This is a genomic window from Paraburkholderia sp. XV, from assembly GCF_020177535.1.
GTDB lineage: Bacteria > Pseudomonadota > Gammaproteobacteria > Burkholderiales > Burkholderiaceae > Paraburkholderia > Paraburkholderia caribensis.
In genome coordinates this window covers 76,520-90,519 of the sequence record NZ_JAGUUD010000016.1, presented here as the reverse complement: position 1 = coordinate 90,519, position 14,000 = coordinate 76,520, and the positions used below count along the sequence as shown (strand labels likewise).

Sequence of the window (14,000 nt, the reverse complement as noted above, 5' to 3'; positions counted from 1 at the left end):
TTGGCGAATCGCTTAACACGGCGCGGTCGTGTACCCAGGATGAAAACTGCGCGTTCAATTGGATATTGACCTTTGGTCTAATACGCGGTCGCTTTGCGGGGTTGTCAGTTTGCTGCGATGGGACCGAAGAACATCGACCTGAGCTTGTCGCGACCGATAACGCGTGCAAGTTCCGCAATCACGCAGTACATCAGGATCAGCGTGACGAGCAGAATCTGCACTGCCCAGAAGCGAGCCCAGTTCACGTCTGCCCATAGAAGGGAATTCGCCGCAACAAAGCTGGACGCTTCCTTCCAGGATTCATACAGCCGCTCCAGATAGTGAACCGCGAGGGCAACGAGCGCGTACATCAGCGTTTTCCACGCGACATTCCAGACCAGGGGCTTTTCTGGAAAGCGATTGATGAACGGCAACATGTCTGCGAAAAGGACTGATTTACCGAGCACGAGCGACGCGATCAGCACTGAGCCCGAGACGGGCATGGATATTCCCGTGCCTTTGATCATCAACGCACGGATGATGGCTACGATGTGAAGAATGACAAAGAAGAAGATCGTAGGGGGCAGCGCTTTCAGGATTTCGTGTTTGAGTTTGCCCAGCAGTGTGCTCATGGCGCTGTCCTCCCGGATGGAGCGATGGTTCAACGCGTAGTCCGCGTCAATGACGTGTAGCGTAATCGAGTCCAACGAAACTCGCCGCATCGATCCAGCGCATCGGCGCGGGCGCACGTTTGCGAAACCGCAACGATGAACCGCATTTTCGACAGATGAGTTAACTGACGTATCCGCTCATCGTCCTGGCGCAGATCGATAACGTCGCCTGCTCGGCAAATCGGCATCAAATTGATGCAGCTCATCGCCTGCGCATCGCGTTTCCTTCGGGTATCCGTTGAATAGTATGCTTGCGGCGTGCACGTCATGAGAAATCAGCGTTTTCGTCGTCCCGAACGTGCTGGAAAGCCAGGTTGCCCATTGCCAGACAGGTCTCTCTGAACTATGTTCCAGCCGACGCGGCCAACTATTCCGGGAAGGATCGCAGAATGCTCTCGAAACTAAAAGCGACGTTCCGCTACTTCAACAGCGTTGTCCCGTTCCGACTGGGTCCCGCGCTGATCACAACGGCCGTGCTGGTAATCCTGTTGCTGCTCCCTGTGCCCGAAGGGCTAAAGCCCAAGGCTTGGGGCCTCGTTGCCATATTTCTGACAACAATCGTCGCGATCATTTTGAAGGTCATGCCGATCGGGGTCATGGCGGTGATGGCAATCGTCGTGCTCTCGCTGTCACAGGTGACCTCGACCTCATCCAAGGGGGCGATCGCCGATGCGCTGACCGCCTTCGATAGTCCGCTGATCTGGTTGATCGTGGTGGCCATCCTGATCTCTCGCGGGCTCAAGAAGACCGGCTTGGGCAGCCGCATCGGGCTGATCTTCATCTCACTGCTCGGCAAGCGCACGGTAGGCATCGGCTATGGTCTGGCCGTCTGCGAACTGGTGCTGGCGCCCTTCACACCGAGCAATACCGCGCGCGGCGGCGGCATCGTGCATCCGATCATGAAGTCGATCGCCAACGCTTTCGACTCGGATCCCGCCAAGGGCACCGAGGGCAAGGTCGGCACCTATCTGGCGATGGTCAACTATCACGCCAACCCGATCACCTCGGCGATGTTTTTGACCGCCACCGCGCCCAATCCGCTGGTGGTGGACTACATCGCGAAGGCGACCAATCAGAGCCTGCATCTGACCTGGACGAGCTGGGCGCTGTGCATGCTGCTGCCCGGCCTTCTGTGCATGCTGGTCATGCCACTGGTGATCTATCTGCTGGCGCCGCCGCAGATCCATGCTACACCCAACGCGGTAGCGTATGCCCGCGCTGAACTGGCGAAGATGGGTCCCATGTCGCCGAAGGAAATGGTCATGTTGGGGACCTTCGCGCTGCTACTGCTGCTGTGGGCCGACGTGCCGGCGATGATGTTCGGTCCGTCGTTCATCCTGGATCCGACGGTGGTTGCCTTCGTCGGCCTGTTCTTGCTGATCATCACGGGCACCATCGACTGGGACGATGTCTTGTCGGAGAAGAGCGCCTGGGACACGCTGGTGTGGTTTGGCGCGCTGATCATGCTGGCTGAGCAACTGAACAAGCAAGGCGTGATCACCTGGTTCTCGGAAGCCATGAAGAGCGCGATCGTTGCCAGCGGTATCGGCTGGGGCGCCACGGCTACGATCCTGGTACTGGCATTTGTATTTTCACACTACCTGTTCGCCAGCACGACGGCGCACATCAGCGCGATGATGCTCGCCTTCCTGACGGTCGGGGTCCATCTGATGCCACCCGAGTATGTGGCGCCGTTCATGCTGATGATGGCGGCCGGCTCGGCGATCATGATGACGCTAACCCACTATGCGACGGGCACCTCGCCGATCATCTTCGGCAGCGGCTATGTCACGATGGGGACCTGGTGGCGCATCGGTTTTGTGATGTGTGCGGTGGAGTTGCTGATCTTCGCGGTGGTCGGCAGCCTCTGGTGGAAGATGCTTGGTTTCTGGTGAAGCCGTAGCCCGTTCTGTTTCGAACTACGAGCCTTTTTGCACCGTCTTTGTTCTGCGCGATCGTATTGCCGGGTCGGCGAGCAGGTCGATCACTCTCTCGCGCAGCCAGCGGTTGCCTTCGTCCTGATGGACTCGCGCGTGCCACGGCAAATGGATCGGCGCTGCGGGCCACTTCGAGGGCAATGCGCGCAGGCTCAGTGAGAAGGGCGCTGTCAGTTGCAACGCCAATCGCTCGGGCAACGTGACAATCGGGCCAGTGCGTTGCAGGATGTAGCCGACGCTCATGAAGTGCGGCACCGTCAATCGCACCCGGCGCTGCACGCCTCGCTGCTTTAGCCAATCGTCGACCTGACCATGTCCCGTGCCGGCGGACACGAGCACCAGATGGTTCAGACCAGGCTGCAAGCGTGAGCGGTGCATCTTCGAGCGCGTGGCCACGTCTGAAAAGACAGACATACTGCTGGTCGAACAGGCGGCGCTCTGAGGGCAGGTACCAGAGTGAAAACGGTCATTCCGTATCGTCGCTCGGCGGCAAGTCATCGGCCGAAGCGGACGTTGGGGTGCCGATCATTGTTAGACAGGTGATAGGCGCTTTGCCGCCGTTCGCGCCGTCGTAGCCTTGAATGTCAGGTGCCGATGCGAGTGAACGAGTACTCGCGACCCAAATCAGTCAGCCATCGGCACCGACATTGCCCGGCAGGAGCGGACGCAAAAGCGGTCGCACTGGCGATGTGCAGCCGCTCCGGACGGTCTCTATTACTACTTCCGTCAACCGTGTGCGAGTCCCTCAACCATCATCGCCCGGTAGGTTGCACCCTTGAACCGATGCTTTGCGATCGCCTGATATGCTTCGCTGTCGTACCATGCGCGTGCAGACGGCGTATCGGGAAACTCAACGATCACGACTCCCTCAGTGCCTCTCCTTCGAGCAGTTGTTGCGTTCCGTAGGCGGCAAGGATTTTGATGGGATGGCCGACAAAGGTCTTTGCGACACCTGCCTGATAGGCGTCCAACTCCCGCTGATCCTGGGTGCGTTCGCGTGTAAAAACAATGTATGTGGCCATGTCTGGCGCTCCTGAGTGAAAGTTGTACCAGACGGCCCGTTAGTACCGTCTTAAACTAATAACGACGGTTCCAGGTCACGGCTGCCGATACTGCCACGCAGTACCAATGGCATCGACAAGGGCTATCGGTATCGACGAGGCCGAGGTAGATACCGATTGCACATCAATGCCTTTGTCGCGGCGTTTCCTTGACGCTATCCGGAATGCACGCGGCGTTCGAATAGCACTCGGCTGGGCGGCCCGCGTCAGGCAATCCATCCACCGTCGACGGTCAAGCTTTCGCCGGTCGTGTAGCCTGCTTCTGGGCTGGCGAGGTAGGCTACGGCCGCCGCGATTTCTTCCGGTTTGCCGAAACGACCCACGCTGGCGAGCTTTGTCATCGTCGCGTGGTCTTCTGTGCCGGGTTGCGGAGCAAGTTCGGTATCGATCGGGCCGGGCTGAACGGCGTTGACAGTTACGCCGTATTTGCCGAGCTCGCGTGATAACCCGCGAGTGAAACCTCTGAGAGCGAACTTCGATGCGATGTAGAGCGTCACGCCAGGCAGCGGCGCCGCTTCACCAAAGGCGGAGCCTACGTTGATGATGCGTCCCCAGCCGGCCGCGACCATTCGTGCTGCCGCGTCTTTTGCCAGTTCGATCGGCGCACGAACATTGAGGTTGAAGTGCGTGTCGTATGACGTTTCCGAAGAATCGAGGAATGGCCCATACTCGACCGTGCCCGCGTTGTTAACGAGGATGTCGAGCCGCCCCTCGAAGCGGCCACCGAATGCGCCGTTCAGCGACGCGATGAGGTTCTTTATGCCTTCCGGCCGCGACAGGTTGGCGCCCACAACTTCGGCCTCGCCGCCAGCATCGCGGATTTCCTTGCCGACTGCTTCGGCCCGCGCTGAACTCGACGCATAGTGAACGATGACCGACGCGCCTTCGCGCGCAAGACGTGCCGCGATCGCGGCGCCGATTCCGCGCGAAGCACCGGTAACCAGGGCGAGTTTGCCTTTCAGAGCTTGAGTCATGGTTTTCCTCAACAGGTAGGTTTCGAAGCGGTCCTCCGGCTTGAACGGCCGAAGGGACTGCTGCATCGGAACCAATGTTTTCGTGCATTGGTTGATGCGTATCGTCCGCTCTGGTGGCATCGCGCGGTAGTCGCGGGCCGGGAATAGCTTTTATTCCTGCTGCGAGGGGCAGACCGGACAGTCGGCGCCCACGTGGGAAGCGGCTAGGCGGTGAAGTCCTCGCTGGATTTGCGCCCGTTAAGAAGATGCTCGACAAACGCGACGAAGGCACGCGCTTTCGTGGTTGCCATGCGGCCGGACGGGAAAACTGCCCACAGGTCGATGGGCGGCAGCGTCCAGTCGGTCAGGACGGCCTGAACTGTGCCGCTCGCGAGTTCGGGGGCGAACATCCATTCTGAAGCAACGGCGAGACCCATGTGCCCCAGTACTGCCGTGCGCATGCCTTCGGCTGCGTTTACGCTTATTCGGCCGGACAAGGTCACGGTTGAATCGGAGCCGTCACCGCGGCTGAACAGCCACGATTCACCGCCGCCTCGCACGGAGTAAACGACCGCCTGATGCCGGCCAAGGTCGGCAGGTGTGCGCGGAGGTCCGGCTTCCGCGAAATACGACGGCGTGCCGACGACGAGCCGCCGCCCGGTAGAGATGCGACGTGCGGTCATGGTGGAATCGTCCAGCATGCCCATACGCAATGCGACATCAACCCCTTCTTCGAGCAAATCGACTGACCGGTCATCAAGCACGATGTCGATGGTCAGATTCGGGTGTTGATCGAGGAAAGACTTCAGTGCCGGCAACACGTGCAGCCGGGCGAAGGTAACGGCTGCACCTATGCGCAGTCGTCCTGACAAGCCATCCGATGACTCCCGCACGGCCTGTTCTGCCTGCTCTGCCTCGTCGATGGCCCTGAGCGCGTGCTCATAGAATCGCTGACCAGCATCCGTGGGCGTCAGGCCACGCGTCGATCTCAAGAGCAAACGCGCGCCCAAGCGTTCCTCCAACTGTGCGACTGCCTTTGAGACGGCTGGTTGGCCCAGCTTCAACCGGCGTGCAGCGGCAGAAAATGAACCTGCATCGACAACTGTTACGAACGTCTCCATTGCCACCATGCGGTCCATGTGCATCCTCCTGGCAGGTCGTTAGCGAAAATCCCCAGTGTAGCGAAGCGACGAGCCTTTCCAGACAAAGCACGCGTCATATGGCGGCGACGTTCCACAGCGCGATCTACCGATCAGGACCGCAACCGCATGTTGTTTCCTGAATGCGACGACCGCTTTCGGATCGAATGCGGTCGCCTTGTGGCCGAGAGCACTATCACATGCGCCGCGAGATCTGACTGGCAGCTCAGCGTCCAATGGCGGACGGCCCGGCGCTCCGCAACGACCGCTGATTCGCTTTGGTCGATGCCGAAACCGTACGAGATCGATGTACCGCTTTCGCAACGACGACGAAAGAAGGGGGTGGTCGCCTGCTGTGGATAAAACACGTGACGGCACGAGGATGACGGGCACCTGTCGAGCGGCGTCCGCAAGAGCGCAACTCGGACTTTCTCTCCAACGACGGCGCCCGACTTTCGCCCTCGATACGTCTGGCGTGACTACAGCGGAGATCAGTCGACCCGGCACTGCCCGCCGAGTGTGACCAGGCAGACCGGACCTTACGCGGAACAGCACTGCCGTCTATCCGCTTCTCATAGAGGCAGCCGGCACGCACAGTCAACTCGTTGTCCTTGCCGGAAAAGACCTCGGCCCAGCCGCTCCTTACTCTTCACACAAGGCCGCATAAGGCGGCTTGACATGACTATAAGAGTTCAAGGAGACACAGCAATGTCACGCTGCAAAGGGAGACAATCCGTCGCCTCGATGGCGATCCTGTGCGCGGCTGCCACCGCTTCGACGGCTGCCGTCGCTCAGGCGACCCCAAGCGTCAGCGAGCCGCAGGGCATCAATCTCGGCATCACCAGCTTCTACGATGGCTTCTCCGGGCCGCCGGGCTTTTCCTATCTCGGTGTGCTGCGCTACACGAGCGGTACGTCGATCAAGGATAACAGCGGAAACGATGTTTCTGCGTTCCGCAATCCTCGCGTCGATACGTTCTCGATGGTTCATCACGTGTCGTACACGTCGCCTTATCACTTTCTGGGCGGCACGCTGGGTGTCAACGCGATTTTGCCGATCATCTGGTTGCGCGGAAGGACCGACCAGCCGGGTGCATCGCTGGTCGGCAACGGTACTGCGCTCGGCGATCTGACCTTCGGTCCGCAACTGCAGATGGCGCCCGTGATCGGTGAAGGCGGCAGGCCGGTGTTCGTGCAGCGCTTCGAAGTGGACGTCATCGCGCCAACCGGGCAATACAAGCACAACGCGGATCTGAACCAGAGTTCGGGTTACTTCTCGCTGAACCCTTACTGGGCTGCGTCGATTTTCCCGGCGCCTAAAACGGAAGTCAGCTGGCGCCTCCAATATCTATACAACTTCAAAAATCATGACCCCGCGTCGAGCAGCCCGACCGCGTTCCAGGGTATGCCGGTCGACACGACGCAGGCAGGGCAGGCGGCTTGGATCAACTTCACTGCGTCGTATCAGATTACGTCGTCGATTCACGCGGGCATCAATGGCTACTTCTTCCGCCAGTTCACGGATGACAAGGTCAACGGCTCCGCGATGAGCGATTCGCGCGAGCAGGTGCTGGGCATCGGCCCTGGCATCTTCTGGCAACTGAGCAAGACGCGCGCGCTATGGGTGAACGCCTATACCGAGACGGCCGTACGCAACCGTCTGAAGAACAACTTCATTCTGCAGGCGCAAATCGCGACTTCGTTCTGACGGCGCACGAGGCAACTGCGTGATTGCTGCGCGGCAAAACCACTAACAGTGGCGCTCAGTCACATGATGGCTGTCGCCCGTTCAACTGGAGGAGACAATGAAAGCTCTCAATGCGGTAGATGCCAAAAGAACGCTGGGCATGCTCGCCTGGCTGATGGTGACGGGCTTAGGCACGCTGCAGTTGCAGCCTGTCCTGGGCGGTGCACTGGTTGACCGTACGGGTATTACGCTTGGACAGATGGGTATGCTGTTCGGTCTTGAACTGATCGCGATGGCGCTGGGGTGCGGTGCCGCGGCACTGGCGATGAACCGCGTCGACCGCCGAACGTTCTGCCTCGCGATGCTGGGCGTTCTGGCCGTTGCGAGCATCGGCAGTGCGTTATCGACGGTGTATTCCGCGATGTGTGCGAGCCGGGCGATCGCCGGTGCGGCAGGCGGCGCGCTGCAAGCGGTCGTATATGCGACGACGGCAGCGCGAGCACGAAAGGACCAGACGTTCGCCGCGATCAATATTGCGTTGCTGGTCTGGGGCGCGTTCACGGTCGGCGTCGTGCCCGTCGTGTTGCAAAAGCTGGGTATTGCCGCCGTGTACTACTCGTTCGTGATCATGGCGCTCATCGCATTGCCGGGACTCTCCCGCATTCCGCGTCATGCGACGGAAGCCACCATGCAGCGAGCGACAGGCAAGTCAGGTTCTCGCTTCGACGCTCGCGTGCTCGCACTTCTCGCGCTGTTCGCGTTGCTGTTCGGCGGACATGGCGCGTTATGGATTTACCAGGAACGCATCGGACACATGCTGGGCATGTCCCAACAGGCGATCGGCGTGGTTCTCGGCGGCGGTATTCTCGCGGGTGCGGCAGGCGCGGCGCTGGCGGGCGTGCTCGGTCGCCGGATCAGTCACAAGACCGCGCAGCTCGCGGCATTTGGAGGGTCGATTGCCGCATCGCTCGTCGTCGTGTATGGACAGACCAGCGAGGCGTTCACGGCTGCGGCGTTCGTGTTGATGGCCGCCTGGTTTTTCGGACTCACGTACCTGTTCGCGTTGACGGCTGAACTCGACCCGACAGGGCGCCTCACGGGCATATCGAACGCAGCCGTTTTTGTGGGGCAGGGTCTGGGTCCGATAGCTGCTGCGATCGTCGTCGGTGATGGCAACTTTCGCGCGGTGGGTTGGCTGTCCGCCGCGATCTATCTGCTATGCGTCGTATTGTCCGTCTACGTGACGGGAGCCCGGGCGGCGCGCGCGCATCGCGTGGCGACCGCGAAATGAAAGGACGTCCCGGTAGCTGGCGCCGCCGGGACGTTCGTGTAATACCAGGCAACGCTCAGTGGCTCTTCCGGTATGCACTCGGCGATACCCCGAAGGCCCCGCGAAACGCGCGGCTGAAATGGGCGGAGCTGGTGAATCCCCACGAATAGGCGATGTCGGTGATCGTCAGATGGGCATTGTCCGGGGAACGCAGCGCGTGAACACAGCGATCAAGACGGGCCCTCCAGATGTAATCCGTCACTGTGATGTCGCTCTGTTCGCCGAAAACGCGGTGAATCTGTCGCGGCGAATAGTCGAGTGCGTGGGCGAGGCTGCGTACATCGAGTGCTGGGTCCGCGAGATGCTCGTCGATGTAGTCGGTAATCAGCTCGAGGCGGCTCGCGATCTTCTGTTCGGCCGCCGACTCTTCAATCGCGAGGCCAACGAGACGTCCGAGCGAATCAGCCGTTGCATCCGCCGAGCGCGCGCTCAGTTTCTCGCACTCACGGAACGCGGATACGGCCATCTCGTGCACGAGCCGCGCGACACCCGCACGCCCATAGCGCTTCGATGCCAGCGACGCGGACAGAATGTCGGCTGGTGCAAGATCACGACGCTGCATCAGTACGATATGTTCGCTCTCACGGGCGGTTTTCACGCTGAACGGCCGGGCGGTGTCGAACACGCTCCAGTCGCCGGGGCACAGTACGGCGCCCGTGCCGCTCTGCTCGAACAGACTGCTGCCTCGCGTCTGGATCACGACCATGAGCGGTGCGTCATCGGGTATCGCCGACTGCTTGCGCCAGTATTGACTCGCCGACATCGACACCCGGCAAACCGGCAACGACCCGAGATCAGCCGCCTCGATGCTCCCTTTGAACAGTGTCGAAGGTTCGGGCAGGAATTCGATGCCGGGCAACTCGACGTCGTTGGGCGCACGCGCGACGTGCTCGCTCAACCAGGATTTCCAGTGGGTGGCACACAGCGGGTCCGCACTCGAATCCGTTGTGACCTTTCGGATTGCAGCCATAGCCTGTACCCCTTCGATATGCGCAGGATCGTCGCAAATGACGTGACAAAGGTCTATGCGCTAAAACCCTTATCAAAATATGAGAATTCTGCTTGATAGGGTAGATTAAAAATCGACGATAATGAGACTAATGAGGGTTGAATTGCAACCAGCGGTAAGAGACTGAAAGGCTGTCATGACGACTTCGGATCGCGCCTTCGGCGTATTGAAGCTATTCACCTTGCAGCGGCCGACGTGGACGGCGGACGAGATCGGCGCCGCGATGTGCGTGTCACCCGCCACCGCGTACCGCTTCATCGGCACACTCGAGGACGCCGGGCTGATCGCTTCGATGCGCAAGGGCGTCTACGCGCTGGGGCCCGCCATCATCCAGCTCGACCGGCAGATCCAGCTTACCGATCCGCTGTTGTCGGCCGCCGCGCCCGTGATGGACGATTTGCGCAAGTACGGGCCCGACGGATCGGCGGTGCTGTTGTGCCGCTCGTACGGCGAGAGCGTACTGTGCATGCGTCAGATCTTCACGGCCGGCCCTCATCCTCCCGTGAGCTATGAGCGTGGGCGTCCGATGCCGCTCTTTGCGGGCGCGACGTCGAAGGTGATTCTCGCAAATCAGCCTGCAAGGTGGCTGCGCGCACTGTACGAAGCGCATGCGTCCGACGCGGCGGCCGCGGCGCTTGGCGCCACGTTCGACGAATTTCGCGCGACGCTCGCTGCTATCCGCAAAGCGGGATACGCGATCACGAAAGCCGAGATCGACGCGGGTTGTATCGGCATCGCAGCACCCATTCTCGATGAGGACAAACGTGCGATCGGCAGCCTGAGCTACGTGGTCGGCGACAAGACCGAGATGCGCGCCTGCCAGCGTCTCGCCGCAATCGCACAGAGCGGCGCGCAGGAAATCGAAGCGTCGCTCGGCGCCGATATGCCTGCCACGACCTGACGACACAACGCGCGACGCGTACACGTGTCGCCGCTTGCTGACAGCCAATGCGTTTCGTGCAGCACCTCTCGCGCTGACGTCTTCCCCAGTCAAGCTACCGCCTCTGCAGACAAGACCCGCGAACGCGAACGTCCTACTCTCTCTACACGAATCAGCAACTCATTTCGTGGAGACGACATGGACGGACACACAGTGCGCCTGCTTGACGCGGCTCAATGGCAGGGCAAGTTTTTCAACGGCGACTGGGTCGACGGCGCATCGTCGCAATCCATCGTGGAACCTGCGACTGGCGAGCCGCTGACGACGATCGGCTGGACTAGTCCCGCACAGGCCGCCGAAAGCGCACGCAGCGCACATTCGGCGCAGCGCAAGTGGGCTTCGATGCCGTATCTGCAACGTGCGGATGTGTTTCGGCGCGCAGCCGCGCTCCTCGAAGCGAATCGTGGCGAAGTGATCGACTGGATCGTACGTGAAACGGGCGCGATCGCACCGTTCGCCGAGTTCCAGATTCAGGGTGCCAGCGTGGTCTTGCATGAGGCAGCCGCGATGCTCACCCAAAGTCATGGCGTCATGTTGCCGAGCGATGGCGAGCGTCTGAGTTTTGCGCGCCGTCTGCCGCATGGCGTCGTAGGCATCATCTCGCCGTTCAACGTACCGCTGATCCTGTCGATTCGCGGAGCCGCACCCGCGCTCGCCACGGGTAACGCGGTCTTGCTCAAACCCGACCCGCAAACGGCCATCACGGGCGGCTTCCTGATTGCGCGGCTGTTCGAACTGGCGGGATTGCCACGCGGTTGCCTCCATGTGCTGCCCGGCGGCGCGGATGTCGGTGAAGCGGTCGTGACAGACCGCCATGTTTCGATGATTTCGTTCACGGGATCGACGGGCGCGGGGCGCCGGGTCGGTGAACTGGCGAGCCGCCATCTGAAGAAAGTGACGCTCGAACTGGGCGGGAAGAACCGCTTGATCGTGCTGGACGATGCGGACCTCGATCTCGCGGCATCGTGCGCAGCATGGGGCGGCTATCTGCATCAAGGGCAAATCTGCATGGCAACGGGCATTGTGCTGGTTCATGAACACGTGGCCGAAGCGTTCACGCAGAAGCTCGTGCAAAAGGCGAAGAATCTGCGCGTCGGCAACCCCGCTGGTCGCGACGTTCAACTCGGTCCGATCATCAACGAACGGCAGCGCGATCGTGTGCATCAGATCGTCGAATCGAGCCTTTCACAGGGATGCGAGCTGCTCGCTGGCGGCAGGTTCGACAGGCTATTCTACGAGCCGACCGTGCTCGCCAATGTACGGCCGGGTACGTCCGCATTCGATGATGAAGTGTTCGGCCCGGTGCTGTCGGTGGTCACGTTCCGCGACGATGACGAAGCGGTCGAACTGGGTAACAACAGCGAATATGGATTGTCGCTCGGCATCGTGAGCCGGTCGGTGACGCGAGCGCTTTCAATCGGCAATCGCATTCCGACGGGGCTCCTGCACATCAACGATCAGACCGTCGGCGACGAAGGCCATATTCCTTTTGGCGGCCGCGGCGCGTCGGGCAACGGTGGCCGGCATGGCGGGCACGCGAACTGGGATGAGTTCACGCAATGGCAGTGGGTCACCGTTCAGGACGTCCCGCCTTGCTACCCGTTCTGACGAACGTGAGTGCGCCCCGCAAATCAGTGTGCGGCGCGTGCCGAAAAGCAACCAATTCAACGCAACGTGGAATGCCCATGAGCAAGCAATCCTGTTTTCCTTCTTTGCCGCAATTCACTGGCCAGAACGCGCCATCGCGTCTGCAGTGCGATCTTAGCGACCTCGACGTCGAAGGCACGTTGCCTCCCGCGCTCGAAGGCACATGGTATCGATGCGGCCCGGACCCGCAACATCCGCCGATGTTCGACGACGACCTGTACGTGAACGGCGATGGCATGATGAGCGCGTTTCGCTTTTATCAGGGCCGCGTCGACTATCGTTCGCGCTATGTGCAGACGGAGAAGTATCGAGCCGAACGCAAGGTGGGCCACGCACTGTTCGGCCGCTATCGAAACCCCTTTACGGACGATGCATCGGTACAGGGCGTTGATCGGGGCACGGCCAACACGACCGCATTCTGGCACGCAGGCAAGCTGTTCGCGTTGAAGGAAGACAGCCTGCCGTATGTGATCGATGCCGATTCGCTCGCCACGCATGGCCGCCATACGTTCGGCGACACGCTGCGTAGCCAGACGGTCACCGCGCATCCGAAGGTCGATCCCGTTACGGGCGAATGGATCTTCTTCGGCTACGAAGCGAGCGGACTTGCGTCGCGCGACGTGGCGTTCTGCGTCGCGAATGCCGAAGGCGCGTTGATACGCGAAGACTGGTTCAAGGTCCCGTTCGCCAGTTTCCAGCACGACTTCGCGGTCACACGCGACTATGTGGTGTTCCCGGTCTGTCCGACCATCGCGGACCTCGACCGGATGAAGGCGGGCGGCGCGCATTGGGAATGGGACGCGAGCCAGCCGACGTATGTAGCCATCGTGCCGCGCCAGGGGAGTATCGACGGGATTCGCTGGTTCAAGGGCCCTGCGTGTAACGTCTTTCACGTGATCAACGGCTTCAACGAAGGCACGACGGTGTATGTGGATCTATGCGTGTCGAAACGCAACGCTTTTCCAGGCATCGCCGATGTGTCGGGTGCGCCGTTCAATCCTGAAGAGGGGGCGCCGTTCCTGACGCGCTGGACCTTCAATCTTGCGGCCGACGGCGAAACGTTCGAGTCGCGCGTGCTGAGTCCATTGCCGGGCGAGCTTCCGCGCATCGACGACCGGCATGCCTTTGAAGCAACGGGCGCGGTGTTTTACGGTGCGCTCGATATTGAGCGTTCGCAACTGGTGGCAGGTCCGCAGGGACTGGGCGCGAACACGCTCGCGCGCCTCGATGCACGCACGGGCGCGCTGCAGACCTTGTATCTCGACAATCACACGACGTTTCAGGAACCGCAGTTCGTCCCCGCAGGCGACGCGACGGACGAAGGCTACTTGCTCGTGATCGTCGATCATCACGATGCCGGCAACGGTTCCGTGCTCGTGCTCGACGCCGCGCAAATCGATGCGCCGCCTATCGCGCGCATCCGGCTACCGATGCGTCTGCGCGATGCCTTCCACGGCACGTGGGTGCCGCACGCCGTGCGCAACGCACCCGTCGCGCTTTTCTGAACCGAGCGCGGTGGACTGCGCTCCATCGCTTACTTAGGCGATCGCCTTCGTCGATGTGACGACAAGTGAGATAAACGTTAAAACAATACCTTGTGTTCGGATCGGATTTATTTGCAGCTGTCCGTACGCGCGAAATCAGCGTC

10 protein-coding genes and 2 pseudogenes are annotated in these 14,000 nt (G+C 60.9%); 6 read left to right on the top strand and 6 right to left on the bottom strand.

Annotated elements, in window-relative coordinates:
• Positions 1–104 precede the first annotated feature (104 nt).
• On the bottom strand, positions 105–611 hold the full coding sequence (locus tag KFO72_RS11525; protein ID WP_054931238.1) for a hypothetical protein: 507 nt from the start codon (positions 609–611) through the stop codon (positions 105–107).
• Positions 612–1,039: 428 nt separating this feature from the next.
• Between KFO72_RS11525 and KFO72_RS11520 the strand changes: the two genes are divergently transcribed.
• Positions 1,040–2,545 carry a DASS family sodium-coupled anion symporter gene (locus tag KFO72_RS11520; protein ID WP_060609208.1) on the top strand — a complete coding sequence of 502 codons (1,506 nt, stop codon included), beginning with the start codon at positions 1,040–1,042 and terminating at the stop codon, positions 2,543–2,545.
• A 24-nt stretch (positions 2,546–2,569) separates the two neighbouring features.
• On the opposite strand, the pseudogene KFO72_RS11515 reads toward KFO72_RS11520, so the two are convergent.
• From KFO72_RS11515 to KFO72_RS11500, 4 genes and pseudogenes are all read right to left on the bottom strand, one after another.
• Positions 2,570–3,026: pseudogene (locus tag KFO72_RS11515) on the bottom strand (LysR substrate-binding domain-containing protein); the annotation flags it as partial.
• A gap of 287 nt (positions 3,027–3,313) precedes the next feature.
• Positions 3,314–3,609: pseudogene (locus KFO72_RS11510) on the bottom strand (DUF1330 domain-containing protein).
• A gap of 245 nt (positions 3,610–3,854) precedes the next feature.
• Positions 3,855–4,688 carry an SDR family NAD(P)-dependent oxidoreductase gene (locus KFO72_RS11505; RefSeq protein ID WP_225032122.1) on the bottom strand — a complete coding sequence of 278 codons (834 nt, stop codon included), beginning with the start codon at positions 4,686–4,688 and terminating at the stop codon, positions 3,855–3,857.
• Positions 4,689–4,825: 137 nt separating this feature from the next.
• Positions 4,826–5,740: a LysR family transcriptional regulator gene (locus KFO72_RS11500; RefSeq protein WP_060610600.1), complete on the bottom strand. Its 915-nt coding sequence runs from the start codon at positions 5,738–5,740 to the stop codon at positions 4,826–4,828.
• 708 nt (positions 5,741–6,448) lie between these two features.
• Between KFO72_RS11500 and KFO72_RS11495 the strand changes: the two genes are divergently transcribed.
• Together KFO72_RS11495 and KFO72_RS11490 are read left to right on the top strand one after the other, a co-directional pair.
• Positions 6,449–7,447 carry a transporter gene (locus KFO72_RS11495; RefSeq protein WP_225032121.1) on the top strand — a complete coding sequence of 333 codons (999 nt, stop codon included), beginning with the start codon at positions 6,449–6,451 and terminating at the stop codon, positions 7,445–7,447.
• A gap of 97 nt (positions 7,448–7,544) precedes the next feature.
• A complete protein-coding gene (locus tag KFO72_RS11490; RefSeq protein ID WP_225032120.1) occupies positions 7,545–8,717 on the top strand; it encodes an MFS transporter in 1,173 nt (390 codons plus the stop codon).
• Between the two features lie 55 nt (positions 8,718–8,772).
• Here KFO72_RS11490 and KFO72_RS11485 read toward each other — a convergent pair whose 3' ends face one another.
• Positions 8,773–9,726 (bottom strand): helix-turn-helix domain-containing protein, encoded by a 954-nt coding sequence (locus KFO72_RS11485; protein WP_082433832.1) that lies wholly within the window; start codon positions 9,724–9,726, stop codon positions 8,773–8,775.
• Positions 9,727–9,901: 175 nt separating this feature from the next.
• Between KFO72_RS11485 and KFO72_RS11480 the strand changes: the two genes are divergently transcribed.
• The 3 genes from KFO72_RS11480 to KFO72_RS11470 all read left to right on the top strand — a co-directional run bounded on the left by KFO72_RS11480 (position 9,902) and on the right by KFO72_RS11470 (position 13,857).
• The gene (locus KFO72_RS11480) at positions 9,902–10,666 is read left to right on the top strand and encodes an IclR family transcriptional regulator (protein WP_054931211.1); all 765 of its coding nucleotides are present in this window, start codon (positions 9,902–9,904) and stop codon (positions 10,664–10,666) included.
• 177 nt (positions 10,667–10,843) lie between these two features.
• A complete protein-coding gene (locus tag KFO72_RS11475; protein WP_263627371.1) occupies positions 10,844–12,313 on the top strand; it encodes a benzaldehyde dehydrogenase in 1,470 nt (489 codons plus the stop codon).
• A 77-nt stretch (positions 12,314–12,390) separates the two neighbouring features.
• Positions 12,391–13,857, top strand: coding sequence for a carotenoid oxygenase family protein (locus KFO72_RS11470; protein WP_225032119.1), 1,467 nt, complete (start codon positions 12,391–12,393; stop codon positions 13,855–13,857).
• The last annotated feature ends 143 nt before the right edge of the window (positions 13,858–14,000 follow it).

Bases quoted from the DNA above. Each gene is read 5' to 3' on its own strand.
- KFO72_RS11485 (WP_082433832.1), bottom strand. From the start codon at position 9,726: ATGGCTGCAATCCGAAAGGTCACAACGGATTCGAGTGCGGACCCGCTG.
- KFO72_RS11500 (WP_060610600.1), bottom strand. From the start codon at position 5,740: ATGGACCGCATGGTGGCAATGGAGACGTTCGTAACAGTTGTCGATGCA.
- KFO72_RS11525 (WP_054931238.1), bottom strand. From the start codon at position 611: ATGAGCACACTGCTGGGCAAACTCAAACACGAAATCCTGAAAGCGCTG.
- KFO72_RS11505 (WP_225032122.1), bottom strand. From the start codon at position 4,688: ATGCAGCAGTCCCTTCGGCCGTTCAAGCCGGAGGACCGCTTCGAAACC.
- KFO72_RS11495 (WP_225032121.1), top strand. From the start codon at position 6,449: ATGTCACGCTGCAAAGGGAGACAATCCGTCGCCTCGATGGCGATCCTG.
- KFO72_RS11490 (WP_225032120.1), top strand. From the start codon at position 7,545: ATGAAAGCTCTCAATGCGGTAGATGCCAAAAGAACGCTGGGCATGCTC.
- KFO72_RS11520 (WP_060609208.1), top strand. From the start codon at position 1,040: ATGCTCTCGAAACTAAAAGCGACGTTCCGCTACTTCAACAGCGTTGTC.
- KFO72_RS11475 (WP_263627371.1), top strand. From the start codon at position 10,844: ATGGACGGACACACAGTGCGCCTGCTTGACGCGGCTCAATGGCAGGGC.
- KFO72_RS11480 (WP_054931211.1), top strand. From the start codon at position 9,902: ATGACGACTTCGGATCGCGCCTTCGGCGTATTGAAGCTATTCACCTTG.
- KFO72_RS11470 (WP_225032119.1), top strand. From the start codon at position 12,391: ATGAGCAAGCAATCCTGTTTTCCTTCTTTGCCGCAATTCACTGGCCAG.